Below are 15,186 nucleotides of genomic sequence, written 5' to 3'. Positions count from 1 at the left end.
CAATTTAAAACAGAATTCTTATTCAGACATCCGTTTGATCAGGACATGTAATTCATAAAGTGTGGTTTGGAACGTGGTTTCCTGGGCATTAAATCCTGCCCGGCTGGCATGCACGTCCCCTGCTAGATAACTGGCCAGTAAATCATTTCCAGATTGAAAGATGTAATGATGAAATTGGCTGATCTGGTCAAGCGTGGCATTGTCCAGATAATGATGGTATCGGGCCTTTTCAAGCCAGATTCCGCAATGAGTATCAGATAATTGGGTTATCGGCCACTCGGTTTTAATCTCAGGCTCAGCAAACAGTCTTTCCTGAAGTTGATGCAACCAGTATTTAAGATAAAAATAAAACAGACTGAGTCGTGCCTGCTTATGGTTTTTCAATAGACCCGATTGTGAACACCATTGCCTGAAGGGCTGATATGAGCTTAAAAACTTCATCAGTTGATCAATCGGCAAAGGCTTGGCTAACGCATAGCCCTGTGCTTGATTACAGCCCATCGCCAATAACACTTCACCGTGGGCAATTGATTCAACGCCTTCGGCAATGACCTGAATATTGAACGACTGTGCCAACGCAATGACACCTTCTACAATCTTACAATCTTCAGGCTCACTTAACATTCGTCTGACAAATGTCTGGTCTACTTTGACAACATCTACCGGTAACACACGGATATGAGTCAACGATGAATAGCCGGTGCCAAAATCATCCAGTGCCGTAGTAATGCCGAACTCTGATTTACAGAATTCGACCACATTACTGATAAGGCTCAAATCGCTTAACCGATTACTTTCCAGTATTTCAATCTGGAAGCGACTGGTGTCAAGGCCAGGATAATGCTGAATCTGATATTGCAGCCAGTCAAAAAAATCTGCTGTCGATAAGTGATAGGCGGTGAGATTAATACTCAGCTGATAGTTATGGCCGTCCTGTTGCCAGGCTGCGAGCTGTTTTAATGCCTGACGAATAACCCACTGGCCAAGACTGACCTCCAATTCTGTATCGTAAACCTGATCAATAAATTTATCCGGTGACAGCAGGCCGCGTTTGGGATGTTGCCAGCGAATCAAGGCTTCAAAGCCAAAGATATGCCCGGTACTCAATGTCACCTTGGGCTGATAAAACAAAACAAATTGATCTTCACTTATTGCCGTCGCAATTTCTCGCAGCTGCTGGTTACGCTCGGTAATCTGGACCTCTTCACCTGGATCGTAGGCAACCACGGTAGATTTGCCATCCAGCTTGGCTTTATACATACATTGATCAGCATGGCGGATTAATGTGTCCAGACTGCCTTTATCTTCGGGATAGAGCGTATAGCCTACTGAAGCTGTAATCATCATCGACACATCATTAATGATAAAGGGGAGTGATATGGCTGAAAGCACTTTGTTAATGGTGTCTGTAGCAGCAGCATGACTGGAAATACCACCGATAATCAGCACAAATTCATCGCCTCCGTAGCGCACGATGCTATCGCTTTCCTTCAGAGCAGTTCGAACACGTTCGGGAACCTTTTCCAACAATTGGTCAGCGGTGACCTTGCCATGAATATCATTAATACTTTTGAACTCATCCAGATCCATAAAGGCCACAACCAGTTTTTCATCCTTCTGGTCTGCCAGGGTACTCATATGACTGAATTCATTTTCCAGCCGGTTTTTATTGAGGATCTGATGTGAATTTCGATTTAGAACAAGATCAGAAAGAACAGCTCGATACTTCCTGTCGGTGGTGATATCACTTAAATGACCCAAGTAAAACACTTTGCCGTGGGCATTGATTCGTTTCACACTAAACCGGGCTATGTAGTGCGATCCATCCTTGCGTTTATTGGACACTTCGCCTTGCCAGAAACCATTGCGCTGCAATGACTGCCATAGAGACTGATTAAATACTTTATTTTGGCTTTCAGCACTAAGGATTTGCGGTTTGCTGCCGATAAGGTCAGAACGGGAGTAGCCAGTGATATGTTGCATCGCTTCATTGATATCAACAATTTTCTGATGCTCATCCGTGATGACGATGCCTTCATGTGCAAATTTGAAAGCATTTTCTAATAATGTGTTTCTCACACTACGTGCCTTGTCCTTAACGTTGATCTTTAGCCATTCCGTTCCGTCAGCTGAACAACTCCTGTTCACTGGTCTTTGACGTGTACTGAGCAACACTGGCCTTATCAAATACCACTGGTGGTAGATACCAGTGGTAATGAAACTACAGATGGTAACTAACTATGTCAATAACAACTGTTTACACTCTTTAAATAATGAGCGCGAGAAAAGGACCTTTTGGCCTTAGACTGCCTGCTGAGCTTATGTCTTGGCTACGTTCTGAGGCAACACAACACAATCGGAGCACGACCAGTGAGGCATTGTTTTTATTACAAAACAGCCTGACGCATCGCTTCGGCAAAACAGCTGTGCGAGAATTTCTGCTGAAACACCCTACCAGTACCTATACGGAGTCTTTTGGGTTGCGCATTCCGGATGATTTGAAAGACCGTTTGCGTGATTTCAGCCATCAGCATGAAATCAGTCTCAACCTGGAAATTGTCATGAGATTGTTTCAGGATTATGAAAAACATCGCCAGCATTCTGTTGCTGCAAACTTCAACCGGGGTGGTTACCGCGCAGTTGCTGAGAAACAATTTACTATTTCCGATTCCGAACAACGATTACTCTGTTTATTTCGCGGTCTGAATGAGGCTAATAAAAAAGTCATAATGACGTTAATCAACAATCTTACGGATAATGATTGACAGGCTGTCTCATTTATTCAAATAAACGTCTTTGCCCCGTTAGAAATTCCGATTATGATCGCGGCCTTGATTGTCTTTTTGGCCCTGATACATGCAAACCACCGCACCCTCTCCGCTCAGTTTTCAACATAAGTTAGAACGCCTGCGACAAAATCGTTTGTTCGAAATTATCGTGGTCAGCGTTATTTTATTTTCTGCCATGGTCACCGGGGTTAAAACCTATGAAATCCCCCTGCAAATTCTGCGCTTAGTCGACTGGCTGGATTATGCGATTACCCTGTTTTTTGTTGTTGAAATAAGCGTTCGTTTTCTGGCAGAACCCAATAAGCGCGATTTTTTCAAAAGTGGCTGGAATGTGTTCGATACTATTATCGTCGCGGTCTCTTTGATACCGGTCAATGATAGTGAACTGGCTTATGTGGCCCGGTTAATACGTATCTTTCGGGTATTACGGATGGTATCGGTAATACCCGAACTCCGCCATTTGCTCAACTCTCTGCTCAAAGCGTTACCACAGCTGGGTTATGTTGCCTTGATGATGTTTATTATCGTCTATATTTTTGCCGCTATCGGCACCACGCTGTTCGAGGAGATAAATGAGTTTCTTTGGGGGGATATTGCTGTCTCGATGCTGACGTTGTTCCGGGTAATGACTTTCGAGGACTGGACTGATGTCATGTACGAAACCATGGCAGTGTATCCACTGAGCTGGATTTATTATCTGGTGTTTATCTTCCTCAATACTTTTGCCTTCCTCAATATGCTGATTGGTATTGTCGTCAATGTGATGGAACAGGAACGTGCCGAAGAGCATGAAGAAGCGCATAAAAATGATATGACCATAGAAGATTTATCCGCACAGCTTGAAGAACTCAAAGCGCTCATCAAAACCCGATCCTGAGGTAATCCGGCGACATCATTCTGCAAGCCGCCTTCACATTTGATTCACAACAGACATCCGATCATCAGCATCTCTAATTCAGGAGGGATGTCGATGATTGGTCGTAAATTATCTCTGTTGCTGTTTATCACGCTGTTAGCAGGATGTCAGTCAATGTCAAAACCGATTCGTACCGAAAACCATGTAGATATAAACCGATTTATGGGTGATTGGTATGTGATCGCCAATATTCCCACCTTTATTGAAAAAGGTGCACACAATGCTGTGGAATCTTACGAATTAAATGAAGATGGCACGATTGCCACGACCTTTACTTTCAATAAAGACAGCTTTGATGGCGAACTAAAACAATATCATCCCAAAGGCTTTATTCTGGATGACGAATCTAACGCCGTCTGGGGAATGCAGTTTATCTGGCCTATCAAAGCCGACTACCGAATTGTTTACATAAATGACGATTACACCCAGACAATTATAGGTCGTGAAAAACGCGATTATGTCTGGATAATGGCCAGAACACCGCAAATTCCTGAACAGGATTACCTGCAAATGCTGAAACTGCTTGCTGAGCAGGGTTATGATATTTCGCAGATTAAAAAAGTCCCTCAGCAATGGGATAATTAATATATGTAAACATCATATGTAAATACATATTTATTAATTCTGTTTATATCGATTTCTTGCGATGATAGTCGCCTTGAATATGGCTTGGGCGATAAAAATGTCTTTGGAAGCATGGTTTACGTTAATCGTAACAACTAGTGTGTTACTCGTGTTGATATTCAGTCGTGTTCGCCCACATATTGCTATGATCACTGCCCTGACTGTATTACTGGCAACCGGCATTCTAAATGCCGAACAAGCCCTAGCAGGGTTCAGTAACAGTGGTTTGATTACCGTCGCTGCCATGTTTATTGTCGCTGCCGGTCTGCATGCGTCTGGTGGTGTGGACATTATGGTGAAATCGTTTCTGGGGTCACCCAAAACGGTACGTAGGTCCTATTTACGTATTTTTACTCCGGTCGTTTTCCTCAGTGCGTTTTTAAATAATACTCCTGTTGTGGCTACCATGATTCCTGGCCTTTTGGCCTGGAGCAAACGCATCAACATCAGCCCGTCAAAGATCATGATTCCGTTGAGTTATACCGCTATTTTGGGAGGCACTATAACGTTGATTGGAACCAGTACCAATCTGGTAGTGAATGGGCAATACCAGACATTAACTGGTGAAGCCGGGTTTTCAATATTTTCGATTACCATTATTGGACTGCCTGTTGCGATTTGTGGACTAGTGTTTATGTGGCTTTTCTTTCCTAAATGGTTACCGGATATTGGTAAAAGTCATGCATTCGAAAATGTTCGGGAATTCACGCTGGAAGTGATGGTTGAATCTAATGGTCCACTCGTGGGACAGAGCATTCAGCAAGCAGGTTTACGCGAGCAAAAAAGTGTTTATCTTGTCGAAATCGAGCGCAATGGGACATTGCTGACCGCCGTCACACCAGAACAACGTCTGCAAAGTGGCGATCGTCTGGTATTTGCTGGTGACACGCAGGGCATTACAGATTTATTGAGAATCAGGGGCATTGTCGCTTCCACTTCAGATTCAGAAAGTAGTGTTTTTTCTGCTGATCGTCCCGAACGTAGTCTGGTTGAAGCAGTCGTTTCTCCACATTGCGCCGCGATTGGAGAAACTATTCGCGATGCAAAATTTCGTCAACGTTATGGTGCGGTAATAATGGCTGTCGCGCGAAATGGAGAGCGTATCCCAGGCAATTTGAGCAATATTGTTTTAAAAGCCGGGGATACATTACTGCTGGAAGCCAGACCGGCTTTTGTCAGTCGGCAACGCTATAATAAAGACTTCTTGCTGATTAACGACCTCGGAAAGGAATCACCGAATCATGATAAGGCTGGCATTGCCTGGGTTATTTTAATTGCTCTGGTTACCGCCGCTGGTTTTGGGGTAATCAGCATGCTTAATGCGGCGTTGATTGGGGCTGTAATGATGATATTAACCGGCTGCTGCTCGGTGAGCCAGGCTGAACGTAGTCTGGATCTGACAGTGATTTTGACCATTGCCGCTTCATTTGCATTAGGTGTGGCATTACAGCAAACCGGTGTTGCCGATGTGATTGCCACCGGTATAGTTTCATTAAGTCAGAATCAAGCCTGGTTAATGCTGGTGATGACATATATTGCTGTATCTGTACTGACCGAAGTAATTACCAATAATGCGGCAGCGGTATTAATGTTGCCGATCGTATTGGAATTAACCTCCAAAGCCGAACTGCATAATGAACCATTCGTGTTTGCCATTATGATGGCGGCATCAGCCAGTTTTGCAACCCCATTGGGCTATCAAACCAATTTAATGGTGTATGGCCCAGGTGGTTATCATTTTCGTGATTTTTTAAAAGTAGGTGTGCCGATGAATTTCTTTATTGGTGCCGTAACCCTGGCAGTCATTATGTTGATTTGGCCATTAAACTAAATGTTGATAGCTAATACGCCAATACAGCTCGCTTGTGAGCAAGATATCCCAGCGTTAGTCACACTGTTAACGGAGTGTGCCAATCATATGCATCAGCAAGGTATGTCCCATTGGCTGAATGTTTATGACGAAGCGTCTGTCAGACAGAATCTGCTACAAAAAACAGTCTATGTCATCAAGCAGGATTGCCGGGTTATAGGTTGTGTCGCTTTAGGGCTTAAACCAGCCGATTATTATGCAGACTGTTGGCCACAGGCCCCGCGGTCTGACTTCTATCTGACGCAATTGGCCGTGCATCCCCAACACCAACAAGCGGGTTATGGACGACTACTGCTTCAGCACTGTTTAGGGTTAATCAGTGATCGGACCCTGCATTTGGATGCAGTAGCGCATTATCCTCAATTACTTGAATTTTATCGAAAGTCTGGCTTTAAACAAATTGCCGAAGGCATTGGTCTCGGAGATCGTCGTTATTTGTTTGAGTACAGTCACTCAACCTAATAATGTATCTATCAGCATGATGGCAAATAAGCCGCCCATCAATCCCACTGTCGCTCTTGTCTGATGTCCATTACGATGCGTTTCCGGTATGACTTCATGCGAAACCACAAATATCATTGCCCCGGCGGCAATGCCTAATCCCAAAGGATAGGAAACCGGTAAACCACTGGACAGGAATATACCCATCACGGCGCCAACCGGCTCGACCAGACCGGTTGCTGCAGCAATCGCTACGGCTTTGCCGGAAGAGATATTGATACGTCGCAATGCCAATACCACAGCAAGACCTTCAGGGATATTCTGTAAGGCAATCGCTGCGGTTAACGGAATACCCACCGCCAGATTACCATTGGTGTAACTTACCCCAATTGCCATGCCTTCCGGAAAGTTATGCAAGGCAATCGCCAAAACAAACAGTCCAACCCGACCTACCTGTTGATGCCCTGCCCCGCACGGACCAAGATGTTGATGTTCATGCGGCAGATAATAATCCAGCCCTAGCATCAACACCACTCCGCCAATCATGCCAAAAATGATGATAACTACTCCACTGACAGCATTTCCCGTCAATGCAGTACCTACTTCAATCCCCGGCAAAATCAACGAAAAAAAACTGGCACCCAACATCATACCTGCAGCCATGCCCAGCATAGTATCTTCAGTCACCGCCGGAAGTTTTTTCACAATTAAGCCCGGGGCAGCACCCAGAGCCGTTGACAAGGCCCCAACGCCTCCACCGATAAGTGCCCATTTTAAAAACTGTGGGTCAACAGTGGACTGCCGATACAGCAAATTCATCAGAAACAATATTGTAAGCCCAGCGATTGATACCAGCAGTAGGATAGAAATTACTGGACGACTATTGAATTGTGTACGCCAACTTATAAAAAAAGCAGAAAGGGTTTGTTTTATTGCCTGTTGCATCGTGCTGTTCCCAAAGTTTATCTATTGGCATTTTGATCTTTGATAGCCTCCAGCTATGGTGGCTATCAAAGATCAAAATGCCCTATGTCTTACACAAAAATATATTTAATGAATGACAGATTGAACTAATGCATGCCTAAACATTTCTTAACGATAATAAACAATTTTGGAGCATGGCGATGCAAGCTTTACAGGAACAATCCGTAATGTGTCCCTATTGCGGTGAAACTATTGAAGTTTTACTGGATGCCAGTGTGGAATACCAACAATATATTGAGGATTGCTTTGTCTGTTGCCGCCCAATCGAATTTTCAGTGAGTGTAAATGCAGATGGTTCATTCAATGTCGTAGCGGTTGATGAAAATGCATAAAATTAAAGTTTCACTGGAGCTTATTGCGTAAACACAGTGTCTTATTGCTGAAAAAATCCACCATGGCGTTAAATTAAATAACGATTTTTAAGTAGATTTTAAGCACGAAAAAAATAAACCCATGGATTTAAAGGAAAAATATCCTGCTTAAACAAGGATAGTTTACTTATTGAAGGATGTTATATTTCGGTTTCTAATGGACTTCTACCAAAGATGGGAATGCACATTGAATCGTATTTGGCATAATAGTTTTTACCCGTTACTCATTGTGGCGCTTTTAATACCAACTGCTCATGCCTCATTGGATCTTTTAGCAGGCGTCGAAGCAGGTATTGAAACCGACACCGCGATGACCACGATTGATCTTGATAGAACTCAGGAAATCCTTTCATCTAATGATTTCGAGTCCGAACATGGCTGGATTAATCACCATACTGGCATCCAATATCAAATCCAGCTGTTGCGAAGTTATTCTTATGGGCACTACCCCTGCCTTGCCTATCAGTTAAAAATCAAAAACGGTGATGACTTACAGGAAAAATCGCTGGATGCCTGCCAGCATCGTAGTGGCAAGTGGATTTCGGTTTCACCCAGTTCAATGGCTTTCTAAAAACATCCTCTAACGATTCCAAACCTCAATCTCAGCTATGGTGCATCAGCAATAAATATCGCTCGTTTTGGTGCCGGGTAGCCTTCAATGGTTTTATGCATATCCTGAGGGTCCAAAAAATCGGCTAACGATTCAAATGTCATCCACTCTGTTGCTCGTTGTTCTTCCAGTGACGTAAGATTTTCATCCACACAGCGCACATTTTTATAACCACATCTACGCAGCCATATCAGCATCGTTGGAATTGATGGAATAAACCAGACATTGCGCATTTTGGCGTAACGTTCCTCTGGCATCAGACTCATGCCCTCTTCCCCATCAATAATCAGAGTTTCCAATACCAGTTCACCGCCGCTACGAAGACAATGACGTAATTCCATCAAATGGCTTAGCGGTGAACGGCGATGGTATAAAACGCCCATGGAAAAGACCGTATCAAAGAGATGCAATTTTTCAGGCATATGTTCAATACCAATCGGTAAAACAAAATGCTTTTCACTTTGAATAAAGTGCTGCATCAATTGATATTGCATACTGAATACCAATGTTGGATCGATCCCCATTACCATCTGGGCACCCTCACCCACCATGCGCCAGCCGTGATAGCCATTGCCACCACCAACATCCAGAACCTTTCGTCCATGCAAAGGGCTGAGATGCGGTAATACGCGATCCCATTTCCAATCCGATCGCCATTCAGTATCAATGTGTATATCAAATAATTGGTACGGGCCTTTGCGCCAGGGATGAAAGGTTTTAATCAGATCAATAAACGAAGATGTGTCATAAGCCGCCAAATCTTCTTTTGTGCCAATAGCCACCTGTTGTTGCAGTTCTATAGCAGAGGGCTGTATGGAAGGTAAATCCGCCAACGCTTTTTGCCATAACGGCATCTTGCCATGAAAATCATCAGCCAGTCGCTGATCGGTAAATTTGGCCAATTGTTTGGCCCAGTCAGCTTGTCCAACGGATTCAAGCCAACGATAAAACGGGTCATATACTGTCATTTAAACGCTATCAAAGAGGCAAAGTTAAAACATTGAAACCAGCATTCGCTGCGGGAAAAACCGGCTTGGCTAAGGCGTTGTTGGTGCATTGCCAGAGTTTCGGGGATTAATACGTTTTCCAGCGTGCTGCGTTTCTGACTGATTTCCAGATCACTATAGCCATTGGCCCGTTTGAAATCGTGATGCGCTTCAGTGAAAAATGTCTGTCGTTCAGGACTATCAAAAGCCAATTTTTCCGACAGGATAAATACGCCACCCGGTTTCAGGCCCTGATAGATTTTATCAATCAACTCATCCCGTAACGCTGGTGCAATAAACTGCAAGGTAAAGTTCATCACCACTACCGAGGCATTTTCAATAAACGTTTGGTTAATATCTTCACAGCGAAGCTCAACCGGCACTCGATTGTTATCCGCCGCGATGATTTTCTCCGCACGTTCAATCATCGCTAGAGAATTATCAACAGCAATAATCTGACAACCTTCCGCCTTAATACGCTGACGCATTGACAAGGTAATCGCCCCTAAGGAACTACCCAGGTCATAGCAACTGCTGTTTCCCTGAGCATAACGAGCGGCCAGAATGCCAATATTGGAGATCAGGGTGCCATAGCCAGGCACCGAACGCTGGATCATATCGGGAAACACGTCCACCACGCGTTCATCAAAACGAAAGTCCACCATCTGTTCCAGCGGAGAAGCGAATATGTTATCGGCTTTTTTAATCATCCCTGTTGTGCCTTCTTTTTAGCAACATTATTCCGCAGATACACTGGTAACGCCTTATCAGCACTGACAAACTCACCACGCAGATAAAACTGCTCAGCAAGTTTAAGAATCGTTGCTGCACCAGGATAAATATCGGCTTGCTGGTCAATCAATTGTTCAAAAAAGTTGGCTTGCAACATCTCAGCATAAACCTGCCAGCCATTTCCTGCACCTGACCACTTTTCGGCATTTGCTGGAAAAAAATGTTTAGCAGTACACACTTTTTCCTCGTCGATTAGCGTCACAAAACCATCTTTCACCTGAAAACAGCCTGCATAGATTTCATCCATACGGGCATCCATGGCCACGGCTATGTTTTGATGACCAAAAGCATCAAAAGCAGCCTGCGCGACAGCAGCAAGTGTTGAAACAGGGATGACTGGAAGTTCACGGGCAAACGCAATTCCCTGCGCAACTCCGACACCAATGCGCACACCGGTAAACGAACCAGGGCCCCTGCCAAATGCCAATGCATCGATATCGGCAATTGAGGCGTCGGCTTGCTTGAAAAGTTGATCGAGCATCCCCAAGATCAGGGTCGAATGCCCTCGCTGAGTCATTTGCTGTTGCTGATACAACACACCGTTTATGGTGATTGCAGCAGAACAACTTTCAGTACTGGTATCAAGGGCAAGCAAATTCATAGGTTGGTCATCATCATGTCATTTGTCCGTCACAGTCGCGCATTATAATTCAACCGTGCACTACAAAGGAGTTTTGCTATGGGTTATATCGTTGATACCATCTATATTTTCCGCGAATTGATGAAGCTGCTATTTGTGGTAGTAACATCACCTTTCGCCGTCGTGGGTAGTTTGTTGATGCTGGGTAGTGTTACCTGGCAGTCATAAATATTGAGGAAACCAATGAGCGTCATACATCTGCAAGCACTGGATAAAATTCGCGAACAGGATTGGCATGGCGCTCATCAACTTATCCAGCAGTACAGTGATCCACTGGCCTGTTTAATCCATGGTTACCTGCATCGAATTGAAGGGGATCTTTCTAACGCTGCTTACTGGTACAACCGTGGTCAAGAGGCTGTACCAGCAAACAGTCTAGAGGACGAGCTAAAACGTTTGTTTAAACTCGCCCGACAAGATTAATCAAATCAACTACTGTCTGATACCTTCAATAGACAAAATCAGAAAGACTTCCTGCGAGCTTGGTCCCAACTTGCTGACATCAATGTCATAATCTTCAATGATAAAGCTGGTTTCGCCATAAAAACCGACTCGATAACCACCCCATGGATCATCACCTTCACCGACTTTCTCAACTGGAATGGTCATCGGTTTGGTAACACCGTGCAACGTGAAATCGCCTTTCATCAATAATGTACCGTCTTCCAGCTGTTCGAAGCTGGTGGAAGTAAAGCGAGCATCGGGATATTGCGCCGTTTCAAGAAATTGTTCACGCAAATGTTTATCACGCTCAGCAAAATTGGTATCTACACTGGCAACATCAATTTTCACATCAATTTTTGACGCTTCCGGGTTTTCCGAGTCATAACTGAAAGTCCCTTCAAAATCATTAAAGCGACCGCTCATCCAGCTAAACCCCAAATGCTGAATCCGAAAATCAATAAATGCATGGGCTTTCTGGGTATCAATAACATAGTCAGCCGCGTGAGCAGGCAATGTAAACACCGTACTCATAGCCAAGGCAAAGATGGTTTTTTTCATGGTAACTCCTGTTGGTTTAAAGATTAAGCATGCGACGCAACGTTGCATCTTTATTGATGAAATGATGTTTCAATGCCGCCAGGGCGTGAAACGAAGCCAATGTAATAATGAAATAGCCAGACCATAAATGCAGTTTGCTGACCAGATCACTGGTTTCAACCGATAATTTGGAAATAGCTGGAATACTGAACCAATCGAAAATCCCCAAAGATTCCCCCTTTGCAGTGACAATCAGGTAGCCAGTTATTGCCAGGAGGACAATGGCCAGGTTCATTAATTGGTGAACGACTTTGGCTGCCAGTTGCTGCCAAACGGGGGAAGATGAAATAGCTTTTGGTTTTCCTGCAATGGGTTGCCAGATCCAGCGCAACACTACCAATAGAAAAACAATAAATCCCAAACCTTTATGCCACCAGGGTGCCTGGTAATACCAGTCGTCATAATAGCCAAGGTCGACCATCCATATGCCAAGAAAGAACAAGCCGATGGTGAGTAGTGCGACCGACCAATGCAGCAGTATGCTGATTAAACCGTAGTGATCTTTGCTGTTGATTAAACGCATGCACTCCTCTCCATAGGAATCTCTTGAGATGGTTTTCAGACCCAGCTTTTACCGGCTGGGTTCCATTCAAATGCTATCGTTTACGGGAACGTTGCGTTCCACTTTTTACCTTTTTGGAGCGAACATGCTGGGTACGGAAAGCCGGTTTTGTTGAAGGCGTTTTTGCCTTACGGGTAATACGTTTGCCTTCACCCATTTCGCCAGTGCCTTTGGGTTGAAAGCTCGGTATAAGATGTTTTTTGCCATTACCGATCAAATCAGATCTGCCCATACTTTTCAGTGCTTCACGTAACATCGGCCAGTTTTCCGGATCGTGATAACGCAGAAACGCTTTATGCAAACGCCTGACTTTCAAGCCTTTCGGAACGGTAATATCGCCGCCCTGACGACGTACTTTGTGTAAGGTATCCTTGCCCGAATGATACATTGCGGCTGCAGCTGACATCGGTGAGGGCAAATATGCCTGAACCTGATCGGCTCGAAAGCCATTATGTTTTAACCATAACGCCAGATTCATCATATCTTTATCCGTCGTACCCGGATGGGCAGCGATAAAATACGGAATCAAATACTGTTCTTTGCCAGCCTGCTTGGAATATTTATCAAACATGACCTTAAATTTATCGTAGGTTCCAATGCCCGGTTTCATCATCTGTGACAGTGGACCATCTTCGGTATGTTCCGGTGCAATTTTCAGATAGCCGCCCACATGATGAGTGACCAGTTCTTTGACATATTCCGGTGACAGAACCGCGAGGTCATAACGCAAACCAGAGGCAATCAGGATCTTCTTGATACCCGGCAGACTGCGGGCACGACGATATAAATTAATTAATGGCGTATGGTCAGTATTCAGGTTTTTACAGACACCCGGAAAAACACAGGACAGACGACGACAACTGGCTTCGATTTCTTCGCTGTTACAAGCCAGTCGATACATATTGGCGGTCGGACCACCTAGATCCGAGATAATGCCGGTAAAGCCGGGCGTGGTATCGCGAATGGCCTCTATCTCACGAATAATCGAATCTTCGCTGCGGCTCTGGATAATGCGACCTTCATGTTCGGTAATCGAACAGAAAGTACAGCCACCAAAGCAGCCACGCATGATATTCACCGAAAAACGGATCATCTCATAAGCCGGGATATTGGCCTGGCCATATTCCTTATGCGGCAAACGGCTATAAGGCAGATCAAATACCGCATCCATCTCTTTGGTGGTCAAAGGAATCGGTGGCGGATTGAGCCAGACATCCTGATCACCATGCTGTTGAACCAGCGCCAATGCATTACCCGGATTAGTCTCTAAATGCAGGATCCGTGAGGTATGTGCATAGATTATTGGATCGTCTTTAACGGTTTCGTAACGCGGCAGGCGAATAACGGTTTTCTCAGCATTACGCGGAGAAACGCGATGAATTTTGATTACGTTGGTAGCGGGTTCAACTGGCACAGCATTTTGCTCAGCAGTTTCAGCCTTTGATTGCTCGCAGCTTTCTTCTGTCTGCATCTGGTATGGATCAATAGGAGGATTAAGCTGACCCGGTTTATCAATACTGGTGGAATCTTTTTCCCACCAGTCATCACGTCGCCCATGACGCCTTGTATAAACCGTGCCTCGAACATCGATCAGTTCACTAACCGCTTCACCTTGCGCGAGACGATGAGCTATTTCAACTACCTGCCGCTCACCATTTCCGTAAACCAGTAAATCGGCTTTGGAATCCATAATCACGCTGCGGCGTACTTTTTCGGACCAGTAATCATAGTGAGCAATACGACGTAAACTGGCTTCAATACCCCCAATAACGATTGGCACACCCTTGTAAGCTTCACGACAACGCTGACTGTATACAACAACACTGTGATCAGGGCGTTTACCACCCTCTCCATCGGCAGTGTAAGCATCATTACGACGAATTTTTTTATCTGAGGTGTAACGATTGACCATCGAATCCATATTGCCGCCAGTGACGCCAAAAAACAGATTCGGTTTACCTAATCGCTGAAAATCTTCAGTGCTGTTCCAGTCGGGCTGCGAAATAATTCCGACCCGAAAACCTTGCGATTCCAGTAATCGACCAATTAATGCCATGCCGAAACTGGGATGATCCACATAGGCATCCCCGGTAATGATGATCACATCACAACTGTCCCAACCCAGAGCTTCCATTTCACTGCGTGACATTGGCAATTGTGGCGCAACACCAAAGCGGTGAGCCCAGAATTTGCGGTAAGAAAAAATATCGGGAGCGGCTTGCATACAACCTCAGATCAACAACAGCGAAAAATCAATGGCTTATTGTAGCAAACACCTGATGGCTTGTTCTTAGGTTTTAGGTATCTTCGATGCAGTTAAATATGACGAATACATTTATGTTCTGACAAATGTGGCTGCAATAAACTGGCTAGGGCGTGTTTATCTTTCATCTCCGCCTCTGTTGTGAGCTGAAAAAGCGTCAATCAAGGCACGAGGAGCGCCTTTTGTGAGATACATCCATGTATCTCACCCCATTGGGGCTTGCGCTCAAAAACGTTCCTGACGTTTTTGTAGTTATTCTAAATAAGTGACGAGCAACGCAGAGTGGCGCTTTTTCAG

General features: G+C 44.6%; 17 protein-coding genes. 9 read left to right on the top strand and 8 right to left on the bottom strand.

What is annotated here, in order from left to right; translation table 11 throughout:
* Window positions 1–18: 18 nt before the first annotated feature.
* The gene (locus tag B3S93_RS13140) at window positions 19–2,079 is read right to left on the bottom strand and encodes a sensor domain-containing protein (protein ID WP_292400654.1); all 2,061 of its coding nucleotides are present in this window, start codon (window positions 2,077–2,079) and stop codon (window positions 19–21) included.
* Between the two features lie 194 nt (window positions 2,080–2,273).
* Here B3S93_RS13140 and B3S93_RS13135 point away from each other — a divergent pair, with 194 nt between their 5' ends.
* The 5 genes from B3S93_RS13135 to B3S93_RS13115 all read left to right on the top strand — a co-directional run bounded on the left by B3S93_RS13135 (window position 2,274) and on the right by B3S93_RS13115 (window position 6,661).
* The gene (locus tag B3S93_RS13135) at window positions 2,274–2,765 is read left to right on the top strand and encodes an Arc family DNA-binding protein (protein WP_292400652.1); all 492 of its coding nucleotides are present in this window, start codon (window positions 2,274–2,276) and stop codon (window positions 2,763–2,765) included.
* Between the two features lie 91 nt (window positions 2,766–2,856).
* Window positions 2,857–3,666: an ion transporter gene (locus B3S93_RS13130; RefSeq protein WP_292353404.1), complete on the top strand. Its 810-nt coding sequence runs from the start codon at window positions 2,857–2,859 to the stop codon at window positions 3,664–3,666.
* Between the two features lie 93 nt (window positions 3,667–3,759).
* Window positions 3,760–4,290, top strand: a complete 531-nt coding sequence (locus B3S93_RS13125) for a lipocalin family protein (RefSeq protein ID WP_292400649.1) — start codon at window positions 3,760–3,762, stop codon at window positions 4,288–4,290.
* A 97-nt stretch (window positions 4,291–4,387) separates the two neighbouring features.
* Complete coding sequence (locus B3S93_RS13120; protein ID WP_292400646.1) at window positions 4,388–6,160, top strand: SLC13 family permease; 1,773 nt, start codon at window positions 4,388–4,390, stop codon at window positions 6,158–6,160.
* Window positions 6,161–6,661, top strand: a complete 501-nt coding sequence (locus B3S93_RS13115; protein ID WP_292400643.1) for a GNAT family N-acetyltransferase — start codon at window positions 6,161–6,163, stop codon at window positions 6,659–6,661.
* Here the strand turns inward: B3S93_RS13115 and B3S93_RS13110 are convergent.
* Window positions 6,653–7,585, bottom strand: coding sequence for a ZIP family metal transporter (locus tag B3S93_RS13110; RefSeq protein WP_292400639.1), 933 nt, complete (start codon window positions 7,583–7,585; stop codon window positions 6,653–6,655). The two genes, B3S93_RS13115 and B3S93_RS13110, sit on opposite strands and share 9 nt — an antisense overlap.
* Before the next feature lie 179 nt (window positions 7,586–7,764).
* Here B3S93_RS13110 and B3S93_RS13105 point away from each other — a divergent pair, with 179 nt between their 5' ends.
* Window positions 7,765–7,956, top strand: coding sequence for a CPXCG motif-containing cysteine-rich protein (locus B3S93_RS13105; RefSeq protein WP_292353409.1), 192 nt, complete (start codon window positions 7,765–7,767; stop codon window positions 7,954–7,956).
* A 226-nt stretch (window positions 7,957–8,182) separates the two neighbouring features.
* A complete protein-coding gene (locus B3S93_RS13100) occupies window positions 8,183–8,566 on the top strand; it encodes a hypothetical protein (protein WP_292400635.1) in 384 nt (127 codons plus the stop codon).
* Window positions 8,567–8,601: 35 nt separating this feature from the next.
* Here B3S93_RS13100 and cmoB read toward each other — a convergent pair whose 3' ends face one another.
* Genes cmoB through tsaB form a run of 3 tightly spaced genes read right to left on the bottom strand, consistent with a single transcriptional unit; the run spans window position 8,602 to window position 10,984 of the window.
* Window positions 8,602–9,573: a tRNA 5-methoxyuridine(34)/uridine 5-oxyacetic acid(34) synthase CmoB gene (gene cmoB, locus B3S93_RS13095; RefSeq protein WP_292400632.1), complete on the bottom strand. Its 972-nt coding sequence runs from the start codon at window positions 9,571–9,573 to the stop codon at window positions 8,602–8,604.
* Window positions 9,570–10,301, bottom strand: a complete 732-nt coding sequence (cmoA, locus tag B3S93_RS13090; RefSeq protein ID WP_292400629.1) for a carboxy-S-adenosyl-L-methionine synthase CmoA — start codon at window positions 10,299–10,301, stop codon at window positions 9,570–9,572. The genes cmoB and cmoA overlap by 4 nt, the downstream gene beginning before the upstream one ends.
* Window positions 10,298–10,984, bottom strand: a complete 687-nt coding sequence (gene tsaB, locus B3S93_RS13085; RefSeq protein ID WP_292400626.1) for a tRNA (adenosine(37)-N6)-threonylcarbamoyltransferase complex dimerization subunit type 1 TsaB — start codon at window positions 10,982–10,984, stop codon at window positions 10,298–10,300. Before tsaB ends, cmoA begins: the two co-directional genes overlap by 4 nt.
* Window positions 10,985–11,062: 78 nt before the next feature.
* Between tsaB and B3S93_RS13080 the strand changes: the two genes are divergently transcribed.
* Both B3S93_RS13080 and B3S93_RS13075 read left to right on the top strand, forming a co-directional pair.
* Window positions 11,063–11,191, top strand: a complete 129-nt coding sequence (locus B3S93_RS13080) for a hypothetical protein (protein WP_292353414.1) — start codon at window positions 11,063–11,065, stop codon at window positions 11,189–11,191.
* Between the two features lie 15 nt (window positions 11,192–11,206).
* A complete protein-coding gene (locus B3S93_RS13075; RefSeq protein WP_014706879.1) occupies window positions 11,207–11,446 on the top strand; it encodes a hypothetical protein in 240 nt (79 codons plus the stop codon).
* A gap of 9 nt (window positions 11,447–11,455) precedes the next feature.
* Here the strand turns inward: B3S93_RS13075 and B3S93_RS13070 are convergent, their stop codons facing one another.
* From B3S93_RS13070 to B3S93_RS13060, 3 genes are all read right to left on the bottom strand, one after another.
* Window positions 11,456–12,025, bottom strand: a complete 570-nt coding sequence (locus tag B3S93_RS13070) for a YceI family protein (protein ID WP_292353415.1) — start codon at window positions 12,023–12,025, stop codon at window positions 11,456–11,458.
* Window positions 12,026–12,041: 16 nt separating this feature from the next.
* Window positions 12,042–12,587: a cytochrome b gene (locus tag B3S93_RS13065; protein WP_292400622.1), complete on the bottom strand. Its 546-nt coding sequence runs from the start codon at window positions 12,585–12,587 to the stop codon at window positions 12,042–12,044.
* 73 nt (window positions 12,588–12,660) lie between these two features.
* Window positions 12,661–14,850 (bottom strand): YgiQ family radical SAM protein, encoded by a 2,190-nt coding sequence (locus B3S93_RS13060; RefSeq protein WP_292400619.1) that lies wholly within the window; start codon window positions 14,848–14,850, stop codon window positions 12,661–12,663.
* Between the last annotated feature and the right edge of the window lie 336 nt (window positions 14,851–15,186).

Origin of the sequence: Methylophaga sp. UBA3613, from assembly GCF_002375415.1 — a bacterium.
Lineage (GTDB): Bacteria > Pseudomonadota > Gammaproteobacteria > Nitrosococcales > Methylophagaceae > Methylophaga.
This window is presented reverse-complemented; position numbering and strand designations above follow the sequence as displayed.